This window comes from Pseudoalteromonas sp. NBT06-2 (assembly GCF_002276045.1).
Classification (GTDB): Bacteria; Pseudomonadota; Gammaproteobacteria; order Enterobacterales; family Alteromonadaceae; genus Pseudoalteromonas.
Genome location: NZ_NQMR01000028.1, coordinates 1 through 24,404, shown reverse-complemented (window position 1 = coordinate 24,404; position 24,404 = coordinate 1). Strand labels below are relative to the sequence as shown.

Sequence of the window (24,404 nt, the reverse complement as noted above, 5' to 3'; positions counted from 1 at the left end):
CAGGGTATAAATATAAAAAAGTTAAAATAGGGGTAAGACAATGTGGGGTAAAATACTAGGAACTGCTTTTGGTTTTTTATTTGGTAAGTTTTTAGGTGCTGCATTAGGGTTTTACCTTGGCCATATGTTTGATAAAAGTTTAAAGCAAAACTTTGACAAAGCGGGTGGCTTTCAGAGCTTATTTTTAGGTGAAGATGTTAATGAACGTCAGGCTTTATTTTTTTATACTAGCTTTTCAGTGATGGGGCATATCGCAAAATCAAATGGTAGAGTAAGTGAAGTACATATTAAAGCTGCTTCTCTTTTTATGGATGAAATGGATTTAACTGGAGAAAGTAGACAAGAAGCTAAAGATGCTTTTATTTCAGGTAAAGAAGCTGATTTTCCATTAAATGATACGTTATCTGATTTTAAGGCACGTTTCGCCGGAAGATTTGATTTATTACAATTATTTTTAGAAATTCAAATTCAGATGGCGTTTAGTGATGGTTACTTATCTGAAGAAGAAAAATCACTTTTGCAAAAAGTAAGCAAGCAATTAGGGATTTCAAAAACACATTTCATTTTTATTTTAAAGCGATACCAAGCTGAATTTAATTTTAGAGCAGGACAAAAAAAATCAGGTCAGCAAACGACAACAAATAAAATGGGCCGGAAGCAGGCTTTAGAAGTATTAGGTTTATCTGATGGTGCCAATGAAAAAGAGATAAAAAAAGCATATCGAAAACTTATGTCTCAGCATCACCCTGATAAATTAGTATCTCAAGGCTTACCTGAGCATTTAATGGAAATTGCTAAGAGAAAAAGCCAAGATATTCAAGCTGCTTATGAGTATTTGAAATAGAACTACTGCACATTTATATTAAGATTATTGCGTGGCGTAGTTTTGTAGGTGCGGATTTGTCTCAAACCCAAAGCGCAGATAAACCAGTTCTTAAGGTGCCGGTTTAAAGGGCCTAGGTTATTTATTAAAACATGCGCGACTAAAGCCTCGCCTACAGTTCTTGTTTTATATGCCTATCTTTGTTAAAAAACCATAGATCTCTTTAAGTAAACGAGCATGTTGTGTCGACGATGCATTATTACCAAATAATTCACGCTGTCGATAATCAAGCTTATGTGCTTTTCTATTGGCTTTTTTTCTATTGGAAACTTCAGATAAAACCCAGTTATTATCATGGGTATGATAAATATCTAATACAGGTGCTGTGACGTTAGCTATTGTATTAGTTAAATTTTTATTTAAAGCCGGATCCGGTAAATAACCACTTAATAAAATCATAGCATCAATTTCCTCTTCCGGCTTATCAGCAAAAAATTCAACTATCATGGCAGATGTCGAGCCTTGTGCGATGATAATAATAAAACCAGGATGCTCTAAGGCTTTTTGATAAATGGCTTTTAAACGACTAATGAGTAGTAATTTGTAAGTTTTAAGTTCGGTATCAGATAATATGGGCAGCGTAGGTGCATGAAATAAAGTTTCATTTGATAGTGCCGTGGCTGTATTTAAAGGAATTTGATCGGGTACATTCAATGCGTAAGAAACCCAGCCATAATCATTAAGCGCTTTACGAAGATAATCTAAGCCAAGTTGATTGTTTGCAGGTAAGCTCCAATCTGGAAATAGTATGGCTATGCCTTTTGCTTGTGCGGCAGTATGATCTCTAAATAAAGCTGTAAATTCAATATCACCAGCTAATATTTGCTTTACTTCGTCACCTTGTAAATAATGATATAAGTCTTGCTGATAAATACTTTCAAGAGAAGGAGGCGCTTTTATTTCAATATTTTTTGTCTCAGTAGCTAAACAGGTACTGCTGATAAAAAATAAAACAAAGCTATAAATGTAACAATGAATTCTTTTCAAAGTATTCCTGAATTTCAAAACCTAATATATTATTATCGGCTTGCGTTTTAAAATCTTAATGTTAAAAATATACGGCTGCTAATTGTGCAATAATTTCATTTTAATCCTTGATTAAAAAGGGCTTGGGGCGTTAAATTCTAATACTTCTTCAGTAATTGGATGGCGCACTGATAGAAACTCTGCGTGTAACTGTAATCTAGGGGCTGCTTTTAAAGCGTTTTCATGGGCGTAAAGCCTATCACCTAAAATGACATGGTTCTGAGATAACATATGCACTCGTAATTGATGAGAACGCCCCGTTATTGGCGTTAAAGCTACACGTGTCGCTTTATTGCCACACTCTAGAGTTTGAGTTGATAAAACTTGCCATAGAGTTTGTGAAGGCTTACCTCGTTCAAAATCAACCATTTGTTTTGGTCGGTTAGGCCAATCACAAATTAAAGGCAAATCTACTAAGCCTGACTCTGGTGCTAACTCACCCCAAACTATTGCAATATAACGTTTTTTAGTTTCTCGTTGCTGAAATTGACGGCTAATATGTCTATGAGCGGGTTTATTTAAAGTCATACACAATATACCTGAAGTAGCCATATCTAAACGATGTACAATGGTTGAGGTTGGGAAAACACGTTGTACGCGTTTTTCTAATGAGTCGGCATGCAGGGGATCTTTACCTGGTACAGTCAATAATTCACTCGGTTTGTTTAATATAACTAGGTCATCATCTTGGTAGATAATTTCAAGATACGGATCTGTTGGGGGATTGTAATTAAATAACATGCAAAGCTCGTATGTAAAAGAATGACAAAGTAGTAAGTTAGTTCAATATTAACTTACTACTTGTTCAATATACTAATTAATTTATATGTTAGCGGATAAATTTCTGCCACAAAATGATTAGTGGGTTACCACGATTAAACGAATAGCATCTAATTTAAGCTGAGATTTATCAATATACTTTTCTAAATCACTTGCTTGGTTAGTGAAAAAATTAATTTCTTCATCACGAATATTAGGATTTATTTTTTTCAATGCCGTTAATCGTTCAATTTCTGCTGCCATTGATATTTTCATTTTTTCAGTCGCTTGCTGTTTTAATTCAAATAACTGTTGTTCAGCCTTATCTGTTGCATTAGTGATCAATGGGTGCACGGCACTTTGTAAAGCGCTAGCAAGTTTACTTGCAGTTTGTCGACCTACTGCTGATAACTGTTGGTTAAACTGTTCGAAATTTACATTACCAGCTAAGTTATTACCTGATTTATCTAATAATATACGAATAGGAGTAGGAGGTAAAAAGCGCCCCATTTGCAAAGAATTAGGTGCGCTAGCTTCAGCAATATAAATTAGCTCTACAAAATAATTACCTGCAGGAAGTTTTTTATTTTTTAATAAAGCAACTGAACTTGAGCCAAAATCATCGTTACAGATCATATCCATACAGCCTTGTACCATAGGGTGGTCCCAGCTGATCAGATTTAAATCCTCTTGTGCTAATGCGGTATCTCTATCAAACGTCACTGTCATACCATCTTCTTTTAATGTAGGAAATGATGGCGTTAACATATGTTCAGTTGGTTTTAAGATGATAGAATTTTCACCTTTATCTTCTTGATTTACACCGAATATATCAAAAACTTTAATCATAAAAATGGCTAGTTCAGTTTCATCATCTTTCGCTTCGATGATTTTAACTAATTCTTTAGCACGACCTTGACCACTAGAATGCAGTTCTAGTAAGCGATCACGACCTTGTTCCATTTTCTTTTTAAGTTGTAAGTTTTTATTTGCAGCTTGCTCAAGTAATGGATCCAATTCATCTTCATCACAATTATGTGCAGCAATAAATTCAAGCAGTTCTTCACTAAACTCTTTATACAGTAATTGACCTGTTGTTGAGGTTTGTTCAAATGCATTTAATCCTTCATGATACCAACGATATAGCACTTCTTGCGCGGTATTCTCAAAGTAAGGCACATGAATTTTAACATCTTGAGTTTGACCTATACGGTCTAGGCGGCCAATTCGTTGTTCTAATAAATCAGGATTTAAAGGTAAGTCAAACAATACGATGTTATGTGAGAATTGGAAGTTACGGCCTTCTGAACCAATCTCAGAACACAATAGTACTTGTGCTGCTTCACGTGCGTCTTCTGAAAAGTAAACAGCTGCTCGATCGCGTTCTAAAATACTCATGCCTTCATGGAAAACGGCAGCTTTAATTGCTTCACGCTCTCTTAGCTCTTGCTCTAAAGCAAGCGCTGTTTGCGCTTGGGCACAAATAACTAATACTTTTTCACGTTTAAGTTCTAGTAACTTATCAATTAACCAATTTACACGAGGATCAAATTTGGTCCAACTGGCGTCACTACCTTCAAATTCTTGGAATATTTTTTCAGGGAAAAGTGCGCGTAATGCGCTTTTTTCTGGTTTTTGCACGCCGCCCATATTACCCATAACTGACATTGCTGTTGAGTACTGTTTTGGTAAGGCTACAGGGTAAGTATGTAAAGTACGTCCAGGAAAGCCATCAATACCACTGCGGCTATTCCTAAATAAGATACGACCTGTTCCATGGCGATCTAATAACATGTTTAAAATTTCACTTCGTGCAGATTTTTTATCTTCATCATTAATATTTTCAGCTTCAGTTAATAAAGCATTTATATTTGTTTCTTTTAATAATGATATTAATGTCGACTTTGAATCATCAGATAATGCTGAATCGGTTAATAATTGATTGGCGGCATCTGCAATTTCGATATAGTGATGTTCTTCTTCTACAAATTTTTCATAGTCATAAAAACGACTAGGATCAAGTAACTTTAATCTTGCAAAGTGACTTTCATGGCCTAATTGATCCGGTGTTGCAGTTAATAAAATTAAACCTTTAACATCTTGACTTAACTCTTCAATACGTTTGTACTCGGTACTTGGTTTATCTTTATCCCAAATAAGGTGATGTGCTTCATCAACAATCAATAAATCCCAATCAGCTAAAGCGGCTTGTTCAAACCAGCGCTTTTTCTTGGTTAAAAATTCTAAGCTAGTAAGAATGAGTTGTTCGGTTTCAAATGGATTTGGTGAATCAGCATAAGCTTCGGTACAACGTTCATCATCAAAAATAGAAAAATTAAGATTAAAACGACGTAGCATTTCAACTAACCATTGATGCTGTAGGTTTTCAGGAACAACAATTAACACTCGGGATGCCAAACCACTAATAATCTGCTGATGTAAGATCATGCCTGCTTCAATTGTTTTACCTAAACCCACTTCATCTGAGAGTAAAACACGTGGTGCAAAACGTTTACCTACTTCTTCAGCTATATATAGCTGATGAGGGATCAAACTTGCGCGAGGGCCAATTAAACCTTTTAGTTCAGATTGTTGACTTTGATATTGATACTGCCAAGTATTAAATCTTAGAGTGTATCTATCAAATCGGTCAATTTGACCGGAAAATAATCTGTCTTGTGGTTTATTAAACTTAATAAAATGGCTTAAAAAAGTTTCTTTTAGTTGTGTTTCTTCATCATTATCACTGCGTCTACCGTGATAAGTTAATAGACCATTATTTTCAGAGACAGACTCAACAGTTAGCTCCCACTCTTCAGTAGAACGGATTTTATCCCCAAGATTAAAAGCAACACGTGTGATGGGCGCTTCTTGCATTGAATAAACACGGCTATCGCCTGTTGCTGGAAACAATATAGAAAGATGACGCCCTTCAACGGCGACTATCGTCCCAAGTCCCAAGTCTGATTCTGTATCACTTATCCAACGCTGACCTAAGGAAAAATTCATTTATCTACTCTAATCCTACACAAAAAAGGGCGGCTATGTTAACTGCAATCGTACTGATTTTCACTAAAAAAAAACAATTTACTGTCATAAAAAAGTAACTCATTAAAAATAGACTAAACTTTAAAGGAAAGCATAAAAATTATAGCGTTTAAAAAGGAAACCATTTATGGGAAAAAATTCATCACTTGATCATAAAATTTATGTACTTGATACCAATGTATTACTACACGAGCCACTCGCTTTTTTATCCTTCCAAGAACATGACGTCATTATACCTATGACAGTATTAGAAGAATTAGATCATATAAAAGATAGAAAAAAAGACGTTAGCAGAGATGCACGAGTTGCTATTCGAGCTTTAGATGATGTTTTAAGAGATGCAAGTCCTGAACAAATGCTAGCGGGTGTTGATTTACCTAAAGTGAGCAATGACGATAATCAGCTGGCCGGTAAGTTAACGATTGTTAATGATCACTTATACGATGAGACAGTGTCAGGGCTACCTGGCAATGAAAATGATCATCGCATCATTAATTGTGCTGTTTATTTGCAAGCAAAATTTCTAAATGAAAAAGTCGTATTAGTTACTAAAGATATTAATATGCGATTAAAAGCCAAAGGTGCAGGACTGGAGTATGTTGAAGATTACCGAACAGATCAGCTTATTGATGATATTAGCTTGCTCAGTTGTGGCTATAAACGATTAGATGGAGACTTTTGGCAACAGGTAAAAGAATGTGAAAGTGAGCAAATTGGTAGAGAAACACACCATACTATTCCACGATCTTTAGTTGATGATGTTTTTGTTAATGAATACCTATTAGATGACACTGGGCACTTTGCTGCAAGAGTTGAAAGTTTTGATGATGAACATATAAAATTATTAGATTTGGGGGTTGAGCGTTTAATGTCACGAACAGCTTGGGGAATACGTGCTAAAAATGTTTATCAATCAATGGCTCTGCAAGCTTTACTTGATCCAAATATTGAACTTGTTATTTTAACTGGACCGGCAGGGTGTGGTAAAACATTATTAGCCTTGGCTTGCGCATTAGAATTGGTTATAGAACAAGGTATGTACGACAAAGTTATCGTCACGAGAAATACCCCTGAAATAGCTGAATCTATAGGGTATTTACCAGGAACGGAAGAAGAAAAAATGGCGCCTTGGTTAGCTGCTATTACAGATTCATTAGAGGTCTTACACAAGGGCGATGAAAATCCGGTTTCAAGTCGAAATTACATTATGGAAAAAGCCAACATTCAGTTTAAGTCAGTTAATTTTATGCGGGGTCGCAGTATTCAAAATGCGATTGTGATTTTAGATGAAAGCCAAAACTTAACGGCATCACAATTAAAAACCATTATTACCCGTTGTGGAGAGGGGACAAAGCTTATTTGTTCAGGAAATTTAGCGCAAATTGATAGTAATTATTTAACTGCAGTAACATCTGGTTTAACCTATTTAGTTGAGCGTTTTAAAAATTTTGAAGGCAGTGCAACTGTGTATCTAAATGGTGTAGTGAGAAGCCGACTCGCATCATTTGCGGAAGAAAATTTATAACCTTTCTCTAGAGCACGCTTACTATGTAAGCGTGTTTTATTTCGCTAAGTTTTACTATGATGTAGGTCATTAAATGTATAAAACCTGATAAATGAGGTGTTATACCAATACGAATAAATAATACTCAATTTAAATGAACTAAATATTCTAATAACATCGTTGCTTTCAATCCTAATAGCCTGCTATTACTCAATCAAGCACCTTGTTCTTGAAAGTTTATCCTTATTAAAATTTGATCACTCACTAACTCGTATTGGTATTAGTTAATTTTTGAATAAGATAGTGGTTAACCTATTTTTTTATACTTTATTCTTTTAGGTTGGGCTGCTTCTGCGCCATATGTTTTTTTGAACCATGCTTCATATTCAGTGTAGTTACCTTCATAGAAGTTGATCTTTCCTTCATCGCGGTAATCAAGAATATGTGTTGCGATGCGATCTAAGAACCAGCGATCATGCGAGATACACATAACACAACCTGGGAATTCTAAAATAGCATCTTCTAATGCACGTAAAGTTTCAATATCTAAGTCATTGGTAGGCTCATCCAGTAATATTAAATTGCCGCCTACTTTTAAGAGCTTAGCTAAGTGTAAACGGTTACGTTCACCACCAGATAGATCTTTTACAAATTTTTGTTGATCATTACCTTTAAAGTTAAAACGACTTACATAAGCACGACTAGAGATTTCATAGTTTCCAATTTTTAGAATATCTTGACCATCAGATAACTCTTGGAATACGGTTTTATTACCATCTAGATCATCGCGAAATTGATCAACGGTTGCTAATTTAACTGATTCGCCTAATACAATATTGCCTGAATCTGCCTGTTCATCATTATTGATCATTCTAAATAAGGTAGATTTACCGGCACCGTTTGCACCGATAATACCAACAATAGCACCTTTAGGTATGCTGAAACTTAAATCATCAATTAATAAACGTTCACCATAACTTTTTCGTAAGTTTTCAACATCAACGACCTTATCACCTAAGCGAGGACCTGCTGGAATGAAAAGCTCATTGGTCTCATTACGCTTTTGATAATCAGACTGCTGCATTTCGGTAAAGTTGGCCATACGCGCTTTTGATTTCGCTTGTCGACCTTTTGCATTTGAACGTACCCATTCAAGTTCTTTTGCAATTGACTTTTGGCGTGCTTTTTCAGATTTAGCTTCTTGTTGTAAACGTGCATCTTTTTGTTCAAGCCATGAAGAATAATTCCCTTCCCATGGAATTCCTTCACCACGGTCAAGCTCTAAGATCCAACCTGCAACATTATCAAGGAAATATCTATCATGGGTGATAGCCACTACTGTGCCTTCGTAGTCATGTAAGAACTTCTCTAACCATGCAACAGATTCTGCATCCAGGTGGTTAGTTGGTTCATCAAGAAGTAGCATGTCAGGTTTTTCTAATAATAAACGACAAATCGCAACACGACGACGTTCACCACCAGATAGTACTGAAACTTTTGCATCCCACTCAGGTAAACGTAATGCATCAGCTGCACGCTCTAATGCGTTATCTAAATTATGACCATCACCCGCTTGGATTATTGCCTCTAATTCACCTTGCTCTTTTGCTAACGCATCAAAGTCAGCGCCTTCAGCAGCGTATTCGTTATATACTTCATCAAGACGAGTGAGTGCATTTTTAACATCACTTACTGCTTCTTCAACAACTTCACGTACTGTTTTACTTTCATCAAGTACGGGTTCTTGCGGTAAATAACCAATTTTAGTACCTGATAATGCATTCGCTTCACCTTCAAATTCAGTATCAACACCTGCCATAATACGTAATAGGCTTGATTTACCTGAACCATTTAAACCTAAAACACCAATTTTGGCACCAGGAAAGAATGAAATTGAAATGTCTTTTAATATAGTGCGCTTAGGTGGTACAACTTTAGAAACTCTAGAGCAACTAAAAATAAACTTATCTGGCAATGCCATAAGATGACCTTTTTTAAAGAAGGATAAATATTGTCGATATTTTAGATTAATATGGTCATTCTTAGCAAATATCAATTCGCTCTGAAGAAATTAATTTAAAAACTGATATTCATAGGTGTGTTTATTATAAGAGTAGATAATTTGATGTTCTTTAAATAAAAACCAGTAATAACAATTTATTACTGGTTCTTATGCTGTACTGTTAAATTAGTTACAGTGTGAAGGTTTATCAAAGTTATATAGGTTAGTCAGTACCTCTTCTAAACTGTTTAGTTGTTCACAATCTATATCAGAGTTATATCGTAAATATAAAGTACGTAATTCAGTTAAATTCGTTAAAGGAGATATGTCGGTTATTTGATTAGAGTTTAATTCTAGCCGGCTTAATTTCATTAAATTTGATAATGCAGAGATGTCACTTACCTGATTATTATCTAGCTCTAAACTCGTTAAATTAATTAAATTTGATAATGCAGAAATCTCGGTTATCTGGTTTTTTTCTAGCTCTAAATTAGTCAAGTTAGTTAAGCTTGATATCACGTTTAAATCAGAAACATCATTGTAATTGAGGTTAAGGTTACTTAGGTTCATTAAGTTAGCTAAAGGTGTTAAATCAGAAATTTGATTGTAGTAAAGGTTTAAACTGGTTAATTTATTTAATTGTTCTAAACCATTTAAATCTGCAATATCATCATGAGAACAGGATAAATAATTTATTTGATCAATATCAAAAGATTTATTTATCACACAAGATAATAATTTATCATCTTTAAATAGTGACTTATCAATTGGAGTCTGTACACAGTTTGAGTAGTGTTTTATTACAGTATTATCTAAATTATTTTTTAATTCATCTAGTTGACTACATAAAATTCTACGGTTATCTCGTAAGTCAAGGTTGATCAAATTAGTTAAGCTATTTAGCACACTAATGTCTTCCAGTAATGACATGCTTCTCAGATTCAACTCTGTTAGTTTAGTTAAATCACCTAAAGCTGTAATATTTGAAAGATTGTCAGTGTTATATAAATTTAAATATTCTAAATTATTTAATGTCGCAAGAGCGCTGATATCAGGTAAGAGGCTTAAGTAATCAGCTTTTAGATAATTTAATTTTGTTAATGATTCTAATCCAGCTAAAGAAGTTAATACTGTATTTTCAGAAAGTGTCAGTTTTGTTAAATCACTTGCCGAGGATAGTTTACTCAGGGAAGTGAGTTGATTGCGAGATAGATCTAATTCAGTTAGGTTTGTCAGCTTAGAGAAGTCAAATAAATATTCTAGGTTAGCATTGTTAAGTTTTAAGCTTTTTAAGTGTTCTAAATTAGCCAATGTCTCAATATCTGATAATTGATTCTTACTGGCATCTAATGTTTTTAAATGAATTAAATTTGACAATGGTAAAAGGAATATTTCACTATTATTTAAATCACTAATATTAAGTCTAACCAGATTAACTAAAGTAGATAGAGGGGAAAGATCATCTAAATTTTGATTATTCGCTAAGTTTACGTCAACTAAATTCGTTAAGCTTTTTAAAGGACTGATATCACCTAATCGGCTATTATTACTTGCATCTAAAGTTTTAAGTTTCGTTAAACTTGCAATGCTAGCGATACTCGCTGTATTGATGTTAGATATAAATAATGTTTCTAATTGAATAAAGTTTTCAATGGTTATTAAGTTTGCTACTTTACGGCCACTAATATTGAGTTCTTTTAATTGAGTTAATTTGGCTAGAGTATTCAGTTCTAAAGTATTGTCGTTATAATAGTAATAATCTGTACTTAAATTGAGTTTTTGTAAATTCACTAAATTGCTTAAAGGTGATAAATCTTCCGAACTATTTTGTGATAAGTTTAATTCAACTAGTTGGGTTAATTGGTTTAAAGCTGATAAGTCCTTTATTTCACTATTGTTACCGATATTTAAAACCGTTAACTTGGGTAAATTAGCTAAAAAGCTTAATGTATTAAATCCTGAACCTACGTTTTCAAGTTGTAAATGTGTTAAATCTTCAAAGTTTGTCAGTTTTGAAATGTTATTTAATCTAACATGATTTAAATTAAGCTGCTCAAGTTGTGTTAATCCAGCTAACTCATCTAGATCTAGAGTGTTGTAATAATTATCATTAGAATAATAAGACTCTAAATTAAGTGTTCTTAATGTAGGTAACTGAGAAAGTAATGTAACTAAAGACTCTTGAGTAACCTGATTGTTTGCTATGTTTAGATGCTCTAATTTAGTCAGCGAACTAAGTGTGGTGATATCTTCAATTTGGTTATTTGATAAATCAAGTGATGTAAGTTGAGTGAGATCTTTTAGTTCATTAACATCAGTAAGTCCTGAATTAGTAATATTAACTGTTTTTAACAAAGGAAAGTTATTGAGTTCTAATAAAGATTCAAACTTAATGCTATCACAGGTAATTGAATCAATACCTAAATCAAGATTATTTAGTTGTAAACAAGTCTTTAAACCGCTATCTACAATATTATTATAATCAATTTCAGAATATGCAGTGATATTAACTGTGAGTTCAGATGTTGTTGCATTATTGAAATCATCTATTGCAGTTAATTCAAATACGAGCTTTTCATCACTGGTCACATTTGGAGCTATAAATGTTAATTTTTCAGTATTTGCACTAAACGTAGTAACTACAGCCCCTTCTAGTTGTTGCCACAGATAACTGCTTATTGTGCCATCTTCATCTGATACATCTGCTGTAAATGAAAATTCATCTCTTTCTTTGATTGTTATGTTTGCCATACTGGCAATGATAGGGGCTGAATTTGCAACGACGTCAATGTTAAGTGTTTCAGTTGAAAATGCACTGTCATTATCAGTAACTGTTAAAGAAAAAGAAAGTGTTTCATCTGTTGCAATATCAGGTGCTGTAAATGATAAAGTTACTGCATTCGATATTAAATCAACAACTTCTGTGCCAGCAGTTTGTTGCCATAAATAGCTTGAAATAGAGCCATCGCTGTCACTTGCTTGTGCAGTAAAAGTAAATGTACTTTGCTCTTCTATAGTGTGTTTGTTGATACTCGTTATTGAAGGTGCTTGATTGACAGGTTTTACTGATTTTTTTGTTTCTTTATTACTATCACCGCCACAAGCACTTAAAAAAAAGCTTAAGAAAATGGTTTTAATAAAGGTGTGGTTTAATTTGATTCTCATTGTTTAACTCCATGATACATAAGTGTTTATTTTTCTTATGTTTGATGCATTCCTACGAAAGGCGCATTATATAGAGTTTTTGTTTAATAACAATTTTATTTATAATCTATTGCCTTGTTTTTGTTGTTCTTTTAAAGAAATTTATTTAGTGATAAAAATCATTGATAATAAAAGTTAATGTTAACCTGTTATTTATTTGTATTTTAAATGTAAATGATAAAAAAACATCATATCAAAAGCACTGTGAAATTATTTCAATCCCTGTTTAAATATACTCACTTAATCTATATGTACTTGCTATGGGCAAACGCTGATTAAATGCGTACAATATCGCCTCAAACTTCGTACATATTTGCACCTTTATCTTTTATTAGGAGATACCATGTTAGAACGTAACATGAACATAGCTGACTTCGATTCTGAGTTATTCGATGCCATTCAACAAGAAACAGTTCGTCAAGAAGAACATATAGAACTAATTGCATCTGAAAACTACTGTAGCCCGCGTGTTCTTGAAGCACAAGGTTCTCAGTTAACTAATAAATATGCTGAAGGTTACCCTGGTAAGCGTTATTATGGTGGTTGTGAGCACGTTGATGTAGTTGAACAATTAGCAATTGATCGTGCTAATGAGTTATTTGGTTCTGAATACGCAAACGTCCAACCACATGCGGGTTCTCAAGCAAATGCTGCTGTTTTTTTAGCTTTATTAGACGCAGGTGATACTGTATTAGGCATGAGTCTTGCCCATGGCGGTCATTTAACTCACGGTTCTCACGTTAGTTTCTCTGGTAAACTATATAATGCAGTTCAGTACGGATTAAATGAAACAACTGGCGAAATTGATTACGCACAAATTGAAGCATTAGCATTCGAACACAAACCAAAAATGATCATCGGTGGTTTTTCTGCATACTCTGGTATTGTAGATTGGGCTAAATTCCGTGAAATCGCTGACAAAGTAGGTGCTTATCTGTTTGTTGATATGGCTCACGTTGCAGGTCTTATTGCTGCTGGTGTTTACCCTAATCCTGTTGAGCACGCTCACGTTGTAACAACGACAACTCATAAAACATTAGCAGGTCCTCGTGGTGGTTTAATTATTTCTGCATGTGGCGATGAAGCTATCTACAAAAAATTAAACAGTGCTGTTTTTCCTGGTGGTCAAGGTGGACCTTTATGTCACATCATCGCTGCTAAAGCGGTTGCATTTAAAGAAGCTTTACAACCAGAGTTTAAAGTTTACCAAACTCAAGTTGTTAAAAATGCACAAGCTATGGTTGCAGTTTTACAAGAACGTGGCTACAAAATCGTTTCAGGAAAAACTGAAAACCACTTATTTTTACTCGATCTTATCGACAAAGATATCACGGGTAAAGACGCTGATGCTGCTTTGGGTAATGCAAACATTACAGTTAATAAAAATTCAGTACCTAATGATCCACGTTCTCCTTTTGTTACTTCAGGTCTACGTATTGGCTCTCCTGCAATCACACGTCGTGGTTTCAAAGAAGCAGAGTCTAAAGAACTTGCGGGCTGGATCTGTGACGTACTAGATAATATCGAAGATGTTACTGTTCAAGCTGACGTAAAAGAAAAAGTTAAAGCTATCTGCGCCAAACTTCCTGTTTACGCATAAATCTGTTTTATTAAAAGCCACTGAGTGGCGAGTAGATAAAATTTGATAAATAAAAGACCACATTTAGTGGTCTTTTATTGTTTTAGGCTATGGTTATTTAAAAGGACTCTCATAGTGATATTTAAATGTTTGATAATCGGAATTATCAGATTGCATTTGATCATAGAGAAAAATGCATTGATTTACTGAATCAGTTAGCTAAAAATGAAAAAATTCACCTTACTCGAACCACATTGACTTTGGGGGATTATTTACTTGATGGTGAAATTTTAATTGAAAGAAAATCTATAACAGATTTTGTTCAGTCGCTTTGCAATGGTCGGCTATTTTCACAAATGTACCGTTTAACGCAATCCGATTATCAAGTGGCATTATTACTAGAAGGTTGTGCATCAGAGATTCGAAAATTTAAAATTTCACGTGAAGCTGTGCTTGGGGCAATCGCAAGTATCACTCTTATCATGAAAATTCCTATTTTACGTTCAGCTAATCAAATTGAAAGTGCAAAAATATTAATTTATTGTGCAAAACAAAAAAAAAACAAAAAATAAACTGCTCACACGTGCAGAACGCAAACCAAAACGAGTTAAAACGCAACAACTGTATTTAATTCAAGGTCTACCAAATGTCGGTCCTCAATTGGCTAAAAGGCTACTGACGTACTTTGATTCTTTAGAAAATATATTTAATGCAACTGAAGTACAATTGATGGAAGTTGAAGGTGTCGGTTTACAAACTGCAAATAAAATTAAAACTTTACTCACTAAAAAATATAGTTGAAGCAACTCTTTTGTTACAATGTTCTTTTTGTTCCCTAAATTATTTTGTCGCGTAGCGACCTTAAATCAACATTCGGATAATTTTTATTATGTACTGCCCATTTTGTTCAGTAAGAGATACTAAAGTGATTGATTCTCGTTTGGTCGGTAACGGTCATCAGGTTCGTCGCCGTCGTGAATGTAATGACTGTCATGAGCGTTATACTACATTTGAAACTGCAGAGTTGGTCATGCCACGTGTTGTGAAGCAAGATGGTAGTAGAGAACCGTTTAATGAAGATAAGCTCTTAAATGGACTAAATCGCGCACTTGAAAAAAGACCAGTCAGTACTGAGCAAGTTGATGATGTAGTACATGCTATAAAATCTCAATTAAGAGCAACGGGTGAAAGAGAGATATCAAGTCACCTTGTGGGTGAATTCATAATGGATGCACTAAAAAAATTAGATAAAGTCGCTTATGTACGTTTTGCTTCGGTTTATCGCTCATTTGAAGATATTAAAGAGTTTGGTGAAGAAATAGCGCGTTTAGGCGAATAAATTGACTACGCAAATTTATTTAATGCCACAGCGTGGTTACGGTTTTGTTAGGAATAATAAAAATGCAGTTTACTCCAGAAGATCATGCTTATATGGCCAGGGCAATCGAGCTGGCAAAAAAAGGACGTTATACCACAACACCTAACCCAAATGTGGGCTGTGTTTTAGTTAAAAATGATGAAATCGTTGGTGAAGGCTTTCATGTTAAAGCAGGGCAAGGTCATGCTGAAGTAAATGCAATTTTAATGGCCGGTGAAAAAACAAAAGGTGCAACAGCTTATGTAACCCTTGAGCCATGTAGTCACTTTGGGCGTACACCTCCTTGTGCTGAAGGTTTAAAAAAAGCAGGCGTAATAAAAGTCATATCGGCTATGGTGGATCCTAATCCTAAAGTGAGTGGTAAAGGTTTGGCAATATTAAACGATGCAGGTATTGAAACCGCATTTGGTTTAATGGAGCAACAAGCAGTAGCACTTAACATTGGTTTTTTAACAAGAATGAAAACAGCTAAACCTTTTGTTACTTGCAAGCTTGCTTCGAGCCTCGATGGTAGAACAGCATTAAATAATGGCCAAAGTAAATGGATCACTGGCCCTCAAGCTCGTCAAGATGTACAAAATTTAAGAGCGCAAAGCTGTGCGATATTAACGGGAGCAGATACCGTTATTGTTGATAATGCTAAAATGAATGTACGTTATAAATCGTTAATGGAAACGGAATTTGCAGATTTACATATAACTGAAAATGAATTACGACAGCCAATACGTATTGTGATTGATTCGCAAAATAGACTCACACCTGATTTAGCTTTTTTTGCTATTCCTAGCCCTATAATTATTTTAACCACTAAGCTTGAAAAATCATTACAGTGGCCTCATTTTGTTAATCATATGCTTGTACCAGAATGTAATGGCAAAGTAGATTTAAGCATTGCATTAACGATGCTTGCTTCACACAATATAAATAATCTTTTTTTAGAAGCCGGTCATACACTGGCTGGTAAATTCGCTGAACTTAATTTAATTGATCAGTATATTTTTTATATCGCGCCTAAGTTGATGGGTGATTGTAACAAAGGTTTGGTTAATTTACCTGAATGTACAAATATGTCGCAGGTTACTAAGTTGACGTTTTCAGATGTAGTTATGATGGGTGAAGATTTACGAATAACAGCCTTTTCTAATAAAGAAGCAGGTTAAATAAAGGTAAAACCATGTTTACAGGTATTATTGAAGCAACAGGTCGTATTACAGCTTTACAAAATAAAGGCGGTGACTTAGCCGTTACTATTTATACAGAGACACTTGATTTTAGTGATGTAAAGCTAGGTGATAGCATCGCGACTAATGGCGTATGTTTGACCGTTGTGTCATTGCAACAAAATACATTTAGCGCTGATGTTTCAAAAGAAACATTAGAATTAACAGGTTTTGTACATTATAAAATGGGGCAAAAAGTTAATTTAGAAAAAGCACTGACACCAAATTCTAGATTAGGTGGTCATTTAGTCTCTGGTCATGTTGATGGTATTGCTAAAATTGTTGCCGTAGAACAAAATGCAAGAGCAGTTGATTATTGGCTATCTGCGCCAAGTCAGCTTTTAAAATATATTCCTTATAAAGGTTCGGTGTGTATTGATGGCATTAGTTTAACTGTTAATGCAGCCCCTGATGAAGAAACACATAACCGTTTTAAATTAACGATAGTGCCGCATACAGCTGAGCAAACAACGATTGTTGATTTGAAAGTGGGTACAAGGGTTAATTTAGAAGTCGATCAACTTGCAAGATATTTAGAAAGGTTGATTTTAGCACCAAAAACAGAACAAAGTACGCAACAAAATGCGTCAGACAACGTATCGCTTGATCTATTAGCTCAAGCTGGCTTTATCAAATAAGAAGTAGCGAGTTACCAATGAATCTAAACAGTGCAGCAGAAATAATAGAAGATATTCGTCTAGGTAAAATGGTTATCCTAATGGATGACGAAGACCGAGAAAATGAAGGTGATTTAATAATGGCATCAGAGCATATTAGTGCTGATGCTATTAACTTTATGGCAACGCATGGTCGAGGTTTAATTTGTTTAACATTAACTCAAGAGCGTTGTGAGCAACTTAAGTTGCCACTTATGGTAAGTCAAAATGGTGCTGCTTTTTCTACTAACTTTACGATGTCTATTGAAGCATCCAAAGGTGTGACAACAGGTATTTCTGCAGCAGATCGTGCACGTACAGTGCAAGCAGCTATCGCAAAAGGCGCAGTGCCAGAAGATATTGTTCAACCAGGTCACATTTTCCCTATTATGGCGCAAGCTGGTGGTGTTTTAACTCGAGCTGGACATACTGAAGCAGGTTGTGATATTGCACGTTTAGCAGGCTGTGAACCATCATCTGTGATTGTAGAGATATTAAATGTTGATGGCACGATGGCACGTCGCCCTGATTTAGAAATTTTTGCTAAAGAACATAGTATTAAAATTGGTACTATTGCTGATTTAATTGAATACCGTAACTTAAACGAAGCGACAATTGAACGTGTTGCTAAGTGTAAATTACCAACGGAATACGGTGATTTTGATTTGGTTACTTACCAAGATACTATCGATAACCAATTACATTATGTATTGCTTAATGGTGAAATAAAAGAAGACGAATCAACTTTAGTGCGTGTTCATTTACAAAGTACATTTAATGATATTTTACAATCAGATCGTGTTGCCGATCGCAGCTGGACACTTAATTCTGCAATGAAGTATATCGCGCAGGAAGGTGGCGCTTTAGTAATATTAGGCCGCCAAGAATCGATGGATGAACTAACGGGTATCGTTCAAGCGTTTGAAGCGCAAGATAAAGGTGAGTCAGGTCAATTAAAAAAATTCCAAGGTACATCCCGTACTGTTGGTGTGGGTTCACAAATTTTAGCTGATTTAGATATTCATAAAATGCGATTGATGAGTTTACCTAAAAAATATCATGCTATTTCAGGCTTTGGCCTAGAGGTAGTTGAATATGTTGAACCACCAAAAGACTAACAAAGATCAAACAATAAATTAAATAGCTAATTTAAATTCGGCTGTTTTTTTGTGTTATAATGCGCGCCAGATTATTTATAGCGCTATCGCGCAAGCTATAAACCCAATTCAGAGGTTATAAATGAAAATTATTGAAGGCAATATGCAGTGCCCAGGCAAAAAATTTGCCATTGTTATTTCTCGTTTTAATGATTTTATCGGAAGTAGTTTATTGCAAGGTGCTGTAGATGTATTAAAACGCACTGGTAATGTAAGTGATGACGATATCACTGTCGTTTATGTTCCAGGTGCTGTAGAGCTTCCATTAGCTGCACAACGTATTGCAGCTAAAAAAGAATATGATGCAATAATTGCATTAGGTGTTGTGATTAGAGGTGGTACACCACATTTCGATTTAGTAGCTGGTGAGTCAAACAAAGGCTTGGCGCAAGTATCTATTAACTATGATATTCCTGTTGCATTTGGTGTACTAACAACTGAAAGTATTGAACAGGCTATTGAGCGCGCGGGTACTAAAATGGGCAATAAAGGTGGTGAAGCTGCTTTAAGTGCACTAGAAATGGTTAATGTATTAGATAAAATTTAAGGAGCCCTTGTGAAACCAGCTGCAAGACGTAAAGCACGCATATTAGCGTTGCAAGCAATTTATTCTTGGCAATTAAGCGGTAACGCAATTGCTACGATCGAACAATATATGCTTTTAGAAAATGATGTCACTAAAATGGATGTAGAATATTTTCAAGATCTAGCACGCGGTGTATCGGTACATCATGCACAATTAGATGATATATTATCACCGCATTTAGCGCGTCCTTTTGACGACTTAGATATGGTTGAAAAAGCGATTTTACGTTTATCTGGATATGAACTTAAATTCCGCGAAGATGTCCCATATAAAGTAGCTATTAATGAATCAATTGAATTAGCTAAATTATTTGGTGCAGAAGACAGTCATAAATTTGTTAACGGTGTTTTAGATAAAGCTGTTAAAGATTTACGAGCTTAGTTCCTAATAGTCATTTATTAAATTAAGGGAGCCGGCCACCGCCGGCTTTTTTGTGTATGGACGAATTTGAATTAATCAGCCGTTTTTTCAAGAATAACGGTATTACGCGTAAAGATGTGGATTTAGGTATAGGTGATGATGGTGCAGTTGTAACTGTTCCTGAAAACTGTCAATTAGTTGTTACAACAGACACGCTTGTATCGGGTGTACATTTTTTTCCTGATATAGATCCTCGCGCTTTAGGTCATAGAGCACTTGCGGTAAATTTAAGTGATTTAGCCGCGATGGGGGCTGAACCTGCTTGGATCTCTTTAGCACTTACATTACCTGAAGCTGATATTCAATGGTTAGAAGAATTCACTGCTGGTATGCATGAAATAGCTGAATATTTTAATGTTCAGATTATTGGAGGTGATACCACGAAAGGGCCTTTAACAATCAGTGTTTGTGCTAAAGGCACTGTACCAACAGGAAAAGCGTTAACACGCTCAGGAGCTAAAAATGGTGATTGGATTTATGTTTCTGGGCAGTTAGGTGATTCAGGTGTTGCTATTGAGGCACAAAAGGGCAAACATAACCTTTCTCCAAGGCAATTAGAAAGCGTTAAAAAACGTTTTGAATATCCAAGTCCTAGAGTGGCAGCAGGACAAGTATTGCGTGGTTTAGCATCGTCAGCTATTGATATTTCTGATGGCTTAATTGCTGACTTACAGCATATACTTGATTTATCAGGTGTAGGCGCAAGCATTAATGTAGAGAAAGTACCTGTATCTGAGGTATTGAAAGAAGCTTTAACTCAAGATGAATATTTACCATATGCGTTAGCTTATGGAGATGACTATGAGTTATTGTTTACTGTCCCTGAAGACAATAAAGGTATGCTAGAAATTAACTTACGCCAATATGGTGTTGATGCTGTTTGCATCGGGCAAATTAAAGGCAATGAAGGTGAAATAGAGTTGCTCCAAAATGAAGAGCGCTTTGAGATGAAAGTAAAAGGCTATCAACATTTTTCATAAGGGTGAGTTTTGAGTACAAAATGTCAGTTTAATTTAAAAAAACCGCATCAATTTTTAGCGTTGGGATTTGGTTTGGGCTTAGCACCAAAAGCGCCAGGCACATTTGGTACATTTGCAGCATTACCATTTATATTTTTAACGGTACAATATGGTATAGTAATTCAGTTAATTACAGCTTTAGTGATCAGTATAGTTGGTATTTGGTTATGTGGTAAAACGGCTGATGATGTAGGTGTTCATGATCATGGTGCAATTGTTTGGGATGAAGTTGCTGGCTATTATATTACGATGATAGGCGCTGTGATAAATTGGCAAACTTTGCTTGTTGGTTTTGTATTATTTCGATTTTTTGATATTGTAAAACCTGGACCTATTAGGTGGCTAGATAAAAAAGTTTCTGGTGGTTTTGGTATTATGATAGATGATGTACTGGCTGGAATTTTTTCATTAATTTGCCTGCAAGCTTTAATTCAAAGTGGTTATTTAGTATAAATAACCATAGTTGAAATTAATAATCATAAAAAACATATTCTAATGAGTGATTATGATTTTTTAGGATAACAATAAAAGAAGATGTTAAGTGATCAAACAATATGTGAGATCTAGACTTGTTGTATTCATTTTTATATTTTTAAATACCACAAGCATAGATGCCTTTGCTTCAATTAATGATTATGTTGTAAAGCAATGGAGTACGTTAGATGGCTTAGCATCCCAATCTTTAAAAAGTGTTGTTCAAGATAAACAAGGTTATATTTGGATCGGTACACAATTTGGTCTGAGTCGCTTTGATGGCCAGCAATTTACAAATTACACGACTTCTAATTCAAAATTTCTACCGAATAACTCAATCAATAAACTACTATTAGATAGTGAGGGGTTATTATGGGTGGGCACTAAAAAAGGATTAGTAAGACTTGATCCTCAATCATTCAGTTTCACCCAATATAATGTCAAAGGTCCAGTTCGGGATATTTTAGAAGATAATGATAAAAGGATTTGGATTGCTGCAAACGGTTTATATCTATTTTATCAAAATAAGTTTAAGTCTTTAAATCAAATTATTAGTGGCATTGCTCCTAATCGTGATTGGGTAGACCCTCAAGGACATGACCGTTCAGATAGAGAAAAGCAAAATGCAATTAGTCAGTTAATTGGCTCAGTAAATAAAATGGCATTATCACCAGAGGGGGTTTGGTTAATAAATAATCGTTTTTTATTGCGTTTAACCAATTTGTCAGATGATTCTGGTGCTGCTTTACGCCTTGAAATTACTGCAAAAGTATCTTTACCTGAGCGCTTAGGGCAAACCATTGTTTATGATTTGTCATGGATTGACGGCAATCTTTATTTAGCCTCAGAACTAGGTGCTTATTTTCTTGATTTTCTAGGTGCTAATTTTTTAGATGTTGCCGAAGAAATAAGGCCATTTTCACTACCTCATATCAATAATAAAGCTGTTTATAAGTTTATGAGTGATGCAGATGGGGCATTGTGGGTGTCCTCTGATAGCCGTTTATTTTATCGCGATGATTCAGGTGAATGGCAATGGGTTAAACCTACACAGTTAGGTCAAACAATTTGGTTTTCAGATATTTTTCAAGATCGTGAAAAAAACATTTGGTTAACCAGTTTTAGTGAAGGGTTATGGAAAGTTCATTCCGGTAATATTAAACGTCATAAAACAACCGCAGGGCAAACTGAAGATATAAACGCCGTGACTTTATCTCCTGATGGACTTCTTTGGACAGCAACACAAAGTGGAGTGGGTTATTTTGATGTAAATAATGAATATGTAAATGAAATCCCAAAATCTAAGATAGGACGTTCGTTTATTTATGATATGTTATTTCAAGGTTCAAGGTTATATTTAGGCACAGAACGTGGTGTTATTTATTATCAAGATGGTAAAGTTAAAACGTTACCTGGTAGAGCATTGCGCAACAACTCAGTACTAGCCTTAGCCCCTTCATCTAAAGGCGGGATCTGGATAGGCACAGTACGAGGCTTGTTTCGTCAAGCTTATAGTGGTTTAAAACCTTTTATATATAACAATCAGTTATGGGGTAGCAAATCTATTACTTATATTATGGACAAAGGTACTTATGGCTGGTTAGGCACAAAAAAAGGAGCTTATTATTTTACTGATAAAGGAATTGAGCGCACAGGAGGTTCTACAGCACTTGAAAGTGCTCATGTAACTAGCATAGTAGAGGTATCAGATGTCGGTACGTTTATTGGTACTTTAAATGATGGTCTATTTTATAGAGACCTAAAAAAGCAGTGGCGCCAGTTTGATATTTCTAACGGCTTGCCTTATGGGGCTATTTTTAGTTTACATTTTGATGAAAACTTGCAGCAACTTTGGGTTAGTACACATAAAGGAGTATATCGTTTACCTGTGATCCAATTCCCCAAAGTACTTGATAGCTTAAAGGCAGAGCAAGTGATCACGTCACTCGAACGCCAGTTAGATGGCAAACCAAGTCAATGTTGTATTGGATCTGGCCATAATGCAGTCGCAGATAAAAATGGCTCTTTATGGTACTCAAGCTTAAAAGGTCTAGTTGAAATACCCAAAAATATAGAACTTTTTGGTTCAGGTGCGTTAACACCACATATTGAACATATAATAACGGATAAAAGATCTATTGGACAAATCGATTCAGCTAAAAAGATATTAGATACCGATGAGCGAAATGTCACGATTCAATACACTGCAATAGATTATTATGCACCTCAAAGTATTGAATTTAGATATAAATTAATAGGCTTAGATAGCGATTGGCGTTATACCAAAATACGCAGAGAGGCAATTTATACCAATTTATCACCAGGTACTTTTGTATTTGAACTATCAGTCAAACGTGTAAGTGAGTCATGGAATGATGCTATTGATACACAATTTGTATTCGTAGTACCAAAAACGTTTGATGAAACCGTTTATTTTCGTTTAATGATCACTTCTATATTTATTTTTGTATTTTATTTAATATTTCGGATGTATCGTGCGCAAGAGCGTCGAAAGCAAATAGAATTGGAAAAACAGGTTAAAACAAGAACTCAAGAACTCAAAGCAGCCAATGATAAATTAAATAATGCTAACTCTCAACTAAAAGAAGTCAGCCATAACGATGAACTCACAGGTCTAAGAAGTCGTCGTTTCTTGTTTGATCAGTTACCAAAAGATATTGAACATTTCCAACGTAATAGAGCAAGCATAGAAGAGCAAGGTAAGGCTATGGCATTGCTTATTATCAACTTAGATGACTTCAGTCGAGTAAATGATACATATGGCCCTATAACAGGCGACAGCTGCCTACAACAAGTCGCAGCTTTACTCAATAGTAAAACACAATGTTCAGATTATATTGTGCGCTGGAGTGGTGATGAGTTTTTATTATTGCTAAGAGATATGAAGCGTGACGCAATAACACATTATGTTAAAGACTTAGGGCAATCTATTGCAGAACAAAGTTTCACACTGCCAAACGGAAAAACAATTCAATTGACCAGCTCTATGGGTTGGGCTTTTTATCCATTACCTCTATTAGGCGGGCAAATAATTGGTTGGGAAACTTCAATTAATATTGCTGATTTAGCATTACATCGAGTAAAAGACAGTGGGCGAAACGGTTATGCAACTTTTTCTTTTGATGAACAGCTAGATGCTTTTGAATTTGAAAATAGTGAAAATATTGAAATACAACTAAATAACTTATTAGAAACTGGGTTGTCAGAATTAAAGATATGGCAGTTTTAATACCAATTTGGCTAATTAAGTGACCGCTCAGAGCTTATGAGTTTTTACAATTCTAGGTATGTCAGTGAATTAATGGTATTCCCTTTAGAACTGAGATAATAACGAAGTGTCAATTATCAAAAGCTCTTTTTAGGCGGGTTTCAAAGCGCTTTATGCTGCGTTATTGGTTCTGATAAGGGAGTAACCATTGTCTGTAACCAATGCCTTGACTAAAGCGCTTTTAACTCTCGTTGATTGAG

Annotated in this window: 19 protein-coding genes; 14 read left to right on the top strand and 5 right to left on the bottom strand. The window is 34.9% G+C overall.

Annotated features, from left to right (window positions below; translation table 11 throughout):
* Nucleotides 1-40 precede the first annotated feature (40 nt).
* On the top strand, nucleotides 41-844 hold the full coding sequence (djlA, locus tag CJF42_RS08085) for a co-chaperone DjlA (protein WP_095366193.1): 804 nt from the start codon (nucleotides 41-43) through the stop codon (nucleotides 842-844).
* Nucleotides 845-1,009: 165 nt separating this feature from the next.
* Here djlA and CJF42_RS08080 read toward each other — a convergent pair whose 3' ends face one another.
* From CJF42_RS08080 to rapA, 3 genes are all read right to left on the bottom strand, one after another.
* Nucleotides 1,010-1,870, bottom strand: coding sequence for a DUF3530 family protein (locus tag CJF42_RS08080; protein WP_170940531.1), 861 nt, complete (start codon nucleotides 1,868-1,870; stop codon nucleotides 1,010-1,012).
* Nucleotides 1,871-1,981: 111 nt separating this feature from the next.
* Nucleotides 1,982-2,650, bottom strand: a complete 669-nt coding sequence (locus CJF42_RS08075) for a pseudouridine synthase (RefSeq protein WP_095366191.1) — start codon at nucleotides 2,648-2,650, stop codon at nucleotides 1,982-1,984.
* Between the two features lie 117 nt (nucleotides 2,651-2,767).
* Nucleotides 2,768-5,677 (bottom strand): RNA polymerase-associated protein RapA, encoded by a 2,910-nt coding sequence (rapA, locus tag CJF42_RS08070; RefSeq protein ID WP_095366190.1) that lies wholly within the window; start codon nucleotides 5,675-5,677, stop codon nucleotides 2,768-2,770.
* Nucleotides 5,678-5,843: 166 nt separating this feature from the next.
* On the opposite strand from rapA, the gene CJF42_RS08065 reads away from it, so the two are divergent.
* Complete coding sequence (locus CJF42_RS08065; protein WP_095366189.1) at nucleotides 5,844-7,241, top strand: PhoH family protein; 1,398 nt, start codon at nucleotides 5,844-5,846, stop codon at nucleotides 7,239-7,241.
* 286 nt (nucleotides 7,242-7,527) lie between these two features.
* Here the strand turns inward: CJF42_RS08065 and ettA are convergent, their stop codons facing one another.
* Both ettA and CJF42_RS08055 read right to left on the bottom strand, forming a co-directional pair.
* Entirely contained in the window at nucleotides 7,528-9,201 is a 1,674-nt protein-coding gene (gene ettA, locus CJF42_RS08060; RefSeq protein WP_095366188.1) for an energy-dependent translational throttle protein EttA, read from the bottom strand.
* A 207-nt stretch (nucleotides 9,202-9,408) separates the two neighbouring features.
* Complete coding sequence (locus CJF42_RS08055) at nucleotides 9,409-12,387, bottom strand: leucine-rich repeat domain-containing protein (RefSeq protein ID WP_095366187.1); 2,979 nt, start codon at nucleotides 12,385-12,387, stop codon at nucleotides 9,409-9,411.
* Between the two features lie 382 nt (nucleotides 12,388-12,769).
* Between CJF42_RS08055 and glyA the strand changes: the two genes are divergently transcribed.
* The 12 genes from glyA to CJF42_RS08000 all read left to right on the top strand — a co-directional run bounded on the left by glyA (nucleotide 12,770) and on the right by CJF42_RS08000 (nucleotide 24,165).
* Complete coding sequence (gene glyA / locus CJF42_RS08050) at nucleotides 12,770-14,026, top strand: serine hydroxymethyltransferase (RefSeq protein WP_095366186.1); 1,257 nt, start codon at nucleotides 12,770-12,772, stop codon at nucleotides 14,024-14,026.
* Nucleotides 14,027-14,151: 125 nt separating this feature from the next.
* Complete coding sequence (locus CJF42_RS08045; protein ID WP_252097560.1) at nucleotides 14,152-14,577, top strand: ERCC4 domain-containing protein; 426 nt, start codon at nucleotides 14,152-14,154, stop codon at nucleotides 14,575-14,577.
* Nucleotides 14,549-14,806, top strand: coding sequence for a helix-hairpin-helix domain-containing protein (locus CJF42_RS28530; RefSeq protein WP_252097559.1), 258 nt, complete (start codon nucleotides 14,549-14,551; stop codon nucleotides 14,804-14,806). Before CJF42_RS08045 ends, CJF42_RS28530 begins: the two co-directional genes overlap by 29 nt.
* 88 nt (nucleotides 14,807-14,894) lie before the next feature.
* Nucleotides 14,895-15,344, top strand: coding sequence for a transcriptional regulator NrdR (gene nrdR / locus CJF42_RS08040; RefSeq protein WP_095366185.1), 450 nt, complete (start codon nucleotides 14,895-14,897; stop codon nucleotides 15,342-15,344).
* A gap of 62 nt (nucleotides 15,345-15,406) precedes the next feature.
* A complete protein-coding gene (ribD, locus tag CJF42_RS08035) occupies nucleotides 15,407-16,543 on the top strand; it encodes a bifunctional diaminohydroxyphosphoribosylaminopyrimidine deaminase/5-amino-6-(5-phosphoribosylamino)uracil reductase RibD (protein WP_095366184.1) in 1,137 nt (378 codons plus the stop codon).
* Nucleotides 16,544-16,557: 14 nt separating this feature from the next.
* On the top strand, nucleotides 16,558-17,241 hold the full coding sequence (locus CJF42_RS08030; protein ID WP_095366183.1) for a riboflavin synthase: 684 nt from the start codon (nucleotides 16,558-16,560) through the stop codon (nucleotides 17,239-17,241).
* A gap of 17 nt (nucleotides 17,242-17,258) precedes the next feature.
* Entirely contained in the window at nucleotides 17,259-18,377 is a 1,119-nt protein-coding gene (gene ribBA / locus CJF42_RS08025; protein WP_095366182.1) for a bifunctional 3,4-dihydroxy-2-butanone-4-phosphate synthase/GTP cyclohydrolase II, read from the top strand.
* 121 nt (nucleotides 18,378-18,498) lie between these two features.
* Nucleotides 18,499-18,963 carry a 6,7-dimethyl-8-ribityllumazine synthase gene (ribH, locus tag CJF42_RS08020; protein WP_095366181.1) on the top strand — a complete coding sequence of 155 codons (465 nt, stop codon included), beginning with the start codon at nucleotides 18,499-18,501 and terminating at the stop codon, nucleotides 18,961-18,963.
* 9 nt (nucleotides 18,964-18,972) lie between these two features.
* Nucleotides 18,973-19,383, top strand: a complete 411-nt coding sequence (gene nusB / locus CJF42_RS08015) for a transcription antitermination factor NusB (RefSeq protein ID WP_095366180.1) — start codon at nucleotides 18,973-18,975, stop codon at nucleotides 19,381-19,383.
* A gap of 56 nt (nucleotides 19,384-19,439) precedes the next feature.
* Nucleotides 19,440-20,402: a thiamine-phosphate kinase gene (gene thiL, locus CJF42_RS08010; protein WP_095366179.1), complete on the top strand. Its 963-nt coding sequence runs from the start codon at nucleotides 19,440-19,442 to the stop codon at nucleotides 20,400-20,402.
* 9 nt (nucleotides 20,403-20,411) lie between these two features.
* Nucleotides 20,412-20,894, top strand: a complete 483-nt coding sequence (locus tag CJF42_RS08005) for a phosphatidylglycerophosphatase A family protein (RefSeq protein ID WP_095366178.1) — start codon at nucleotides 20,412-20,414, stop codon at nucleotides 20,892-20,894.
* An 88-nt stretch (nucleotides 20,895-20,982) separates the two neighbouring features.
* Complete coding sequence (locus CJF42_RS08000) at nucleotides 20,983-24,165, top strand: ligand-binding sensor domain-containing diguanylate cyclase (RefSeq protein ID WP_502694780.1); 3,183 nt, start codon at nucleotides 20,983-20,985, stop codon at nucleotides 24,163-24,165.
* The last annotated feature ends 239 nt before the right edge of the window (nucleotides 24,166-24,404 follow it).

What these genes read in the sequence shown, in the direction of transcription:
- rapA (WP_095366190.1), bottom strand. Translation starts at nt 5,677, where the DNA reads ATGAATTTTTCCTTAGGTCAGCGTTGGATAAGTGATACAGAATCAGAC.
- djlA (WP_095366193.1), top strand. Translation starts at nt 41, where the DNA reads ATGTGGGGTAAAATACTAGGAACTGCTTTTGGTTTTTTATTTGGTAAG.
- CJF42_RS08045 (WP_252097560.1), top strand. Translation starts at nt 14,152, where the DNA reads ATGTTTGATAATCGGAATTATCAGATTGCATTTGATCATAGAGAAAAA.
- ribH (WP_095366181.1), top strand. Translation starts at nt 18,499, where the DNA reads ATGAAAATTATTGAAGGCAATATGCAGTGCCCAGGCAAAAAATTTGCC.
- CJF42_RS08030 (WP_095366183.1), top strand. Translation starts at nt 16,558, where the DNA reads ATGTTTACAGGTATTATTGAAGCAACAGGTCGTATTACAGCTTTACAA.
- thiL (WP_095366179.1), top strand. Translation starts at nt 19,440, where the DNA reads ATGGACGAATTTGAATTAATCAGCCGTTTTTTCAAGAATAACGGTATT.
- nrdR (WP_095366185.1), top strand. Translation starts at nt 14,895, where the DNA reads ATGTACTGCCCATTTTGTTCAGTAAGAGATACTAAAGTGATTGATTCT.
- ribBA (WP_095366182.1), top strand. Translation starts at nt 17,259, where the DNA reads ATGAATCTAAACAGTGCAGCAGAAATAATAGAAGATATTCGTCTAGGT.
- CJF42_RS08065 (WP_095366189.1), top strand. Translation starts at nt 5,844, where the DNA reads ATGGGAAAAAATTCATCACTTGATCATAAAATTTATGTACTTGATACC.
- ettA (WP_095366188.1), bottom strand. Translation starts at nt 9,201, where the DNA reads ATGGCATTGCCAGATAAGTTTATTTTTAGTTGCTCTAGAGTTTCTAAA.
- CJF42_RS08075 (WP_095366191.1), bottom strand. Translation starts at nt 2,650, where the DNA reads ATGTTATTTAATTACAATCCCCCAACAGATCCGTATCTTGAAATTATC.
- glyA (WP_095366186.1), top strand. Translation starts at nt 12,770, where the DNA reads ATGTTAGAACGTAACATGAACATAGCTGACTTCGATTCTGAGTTATTC.
- CJF42_RS08055 (WP_095366187.1), bottom strand. Translation starts at nt 12,387, where the DNA reads ATGAGAATCAAATTAAACCACACCTTTATTAAAACCATTTTCTTAAGC.
- ribD (WP_095366184.1), top strand. Translation starts at nt 15,407, where the DNA reads ATGCAGTTTACTCCAGAAGATCATGCTTATATGGCCAGGGCAATCGAG.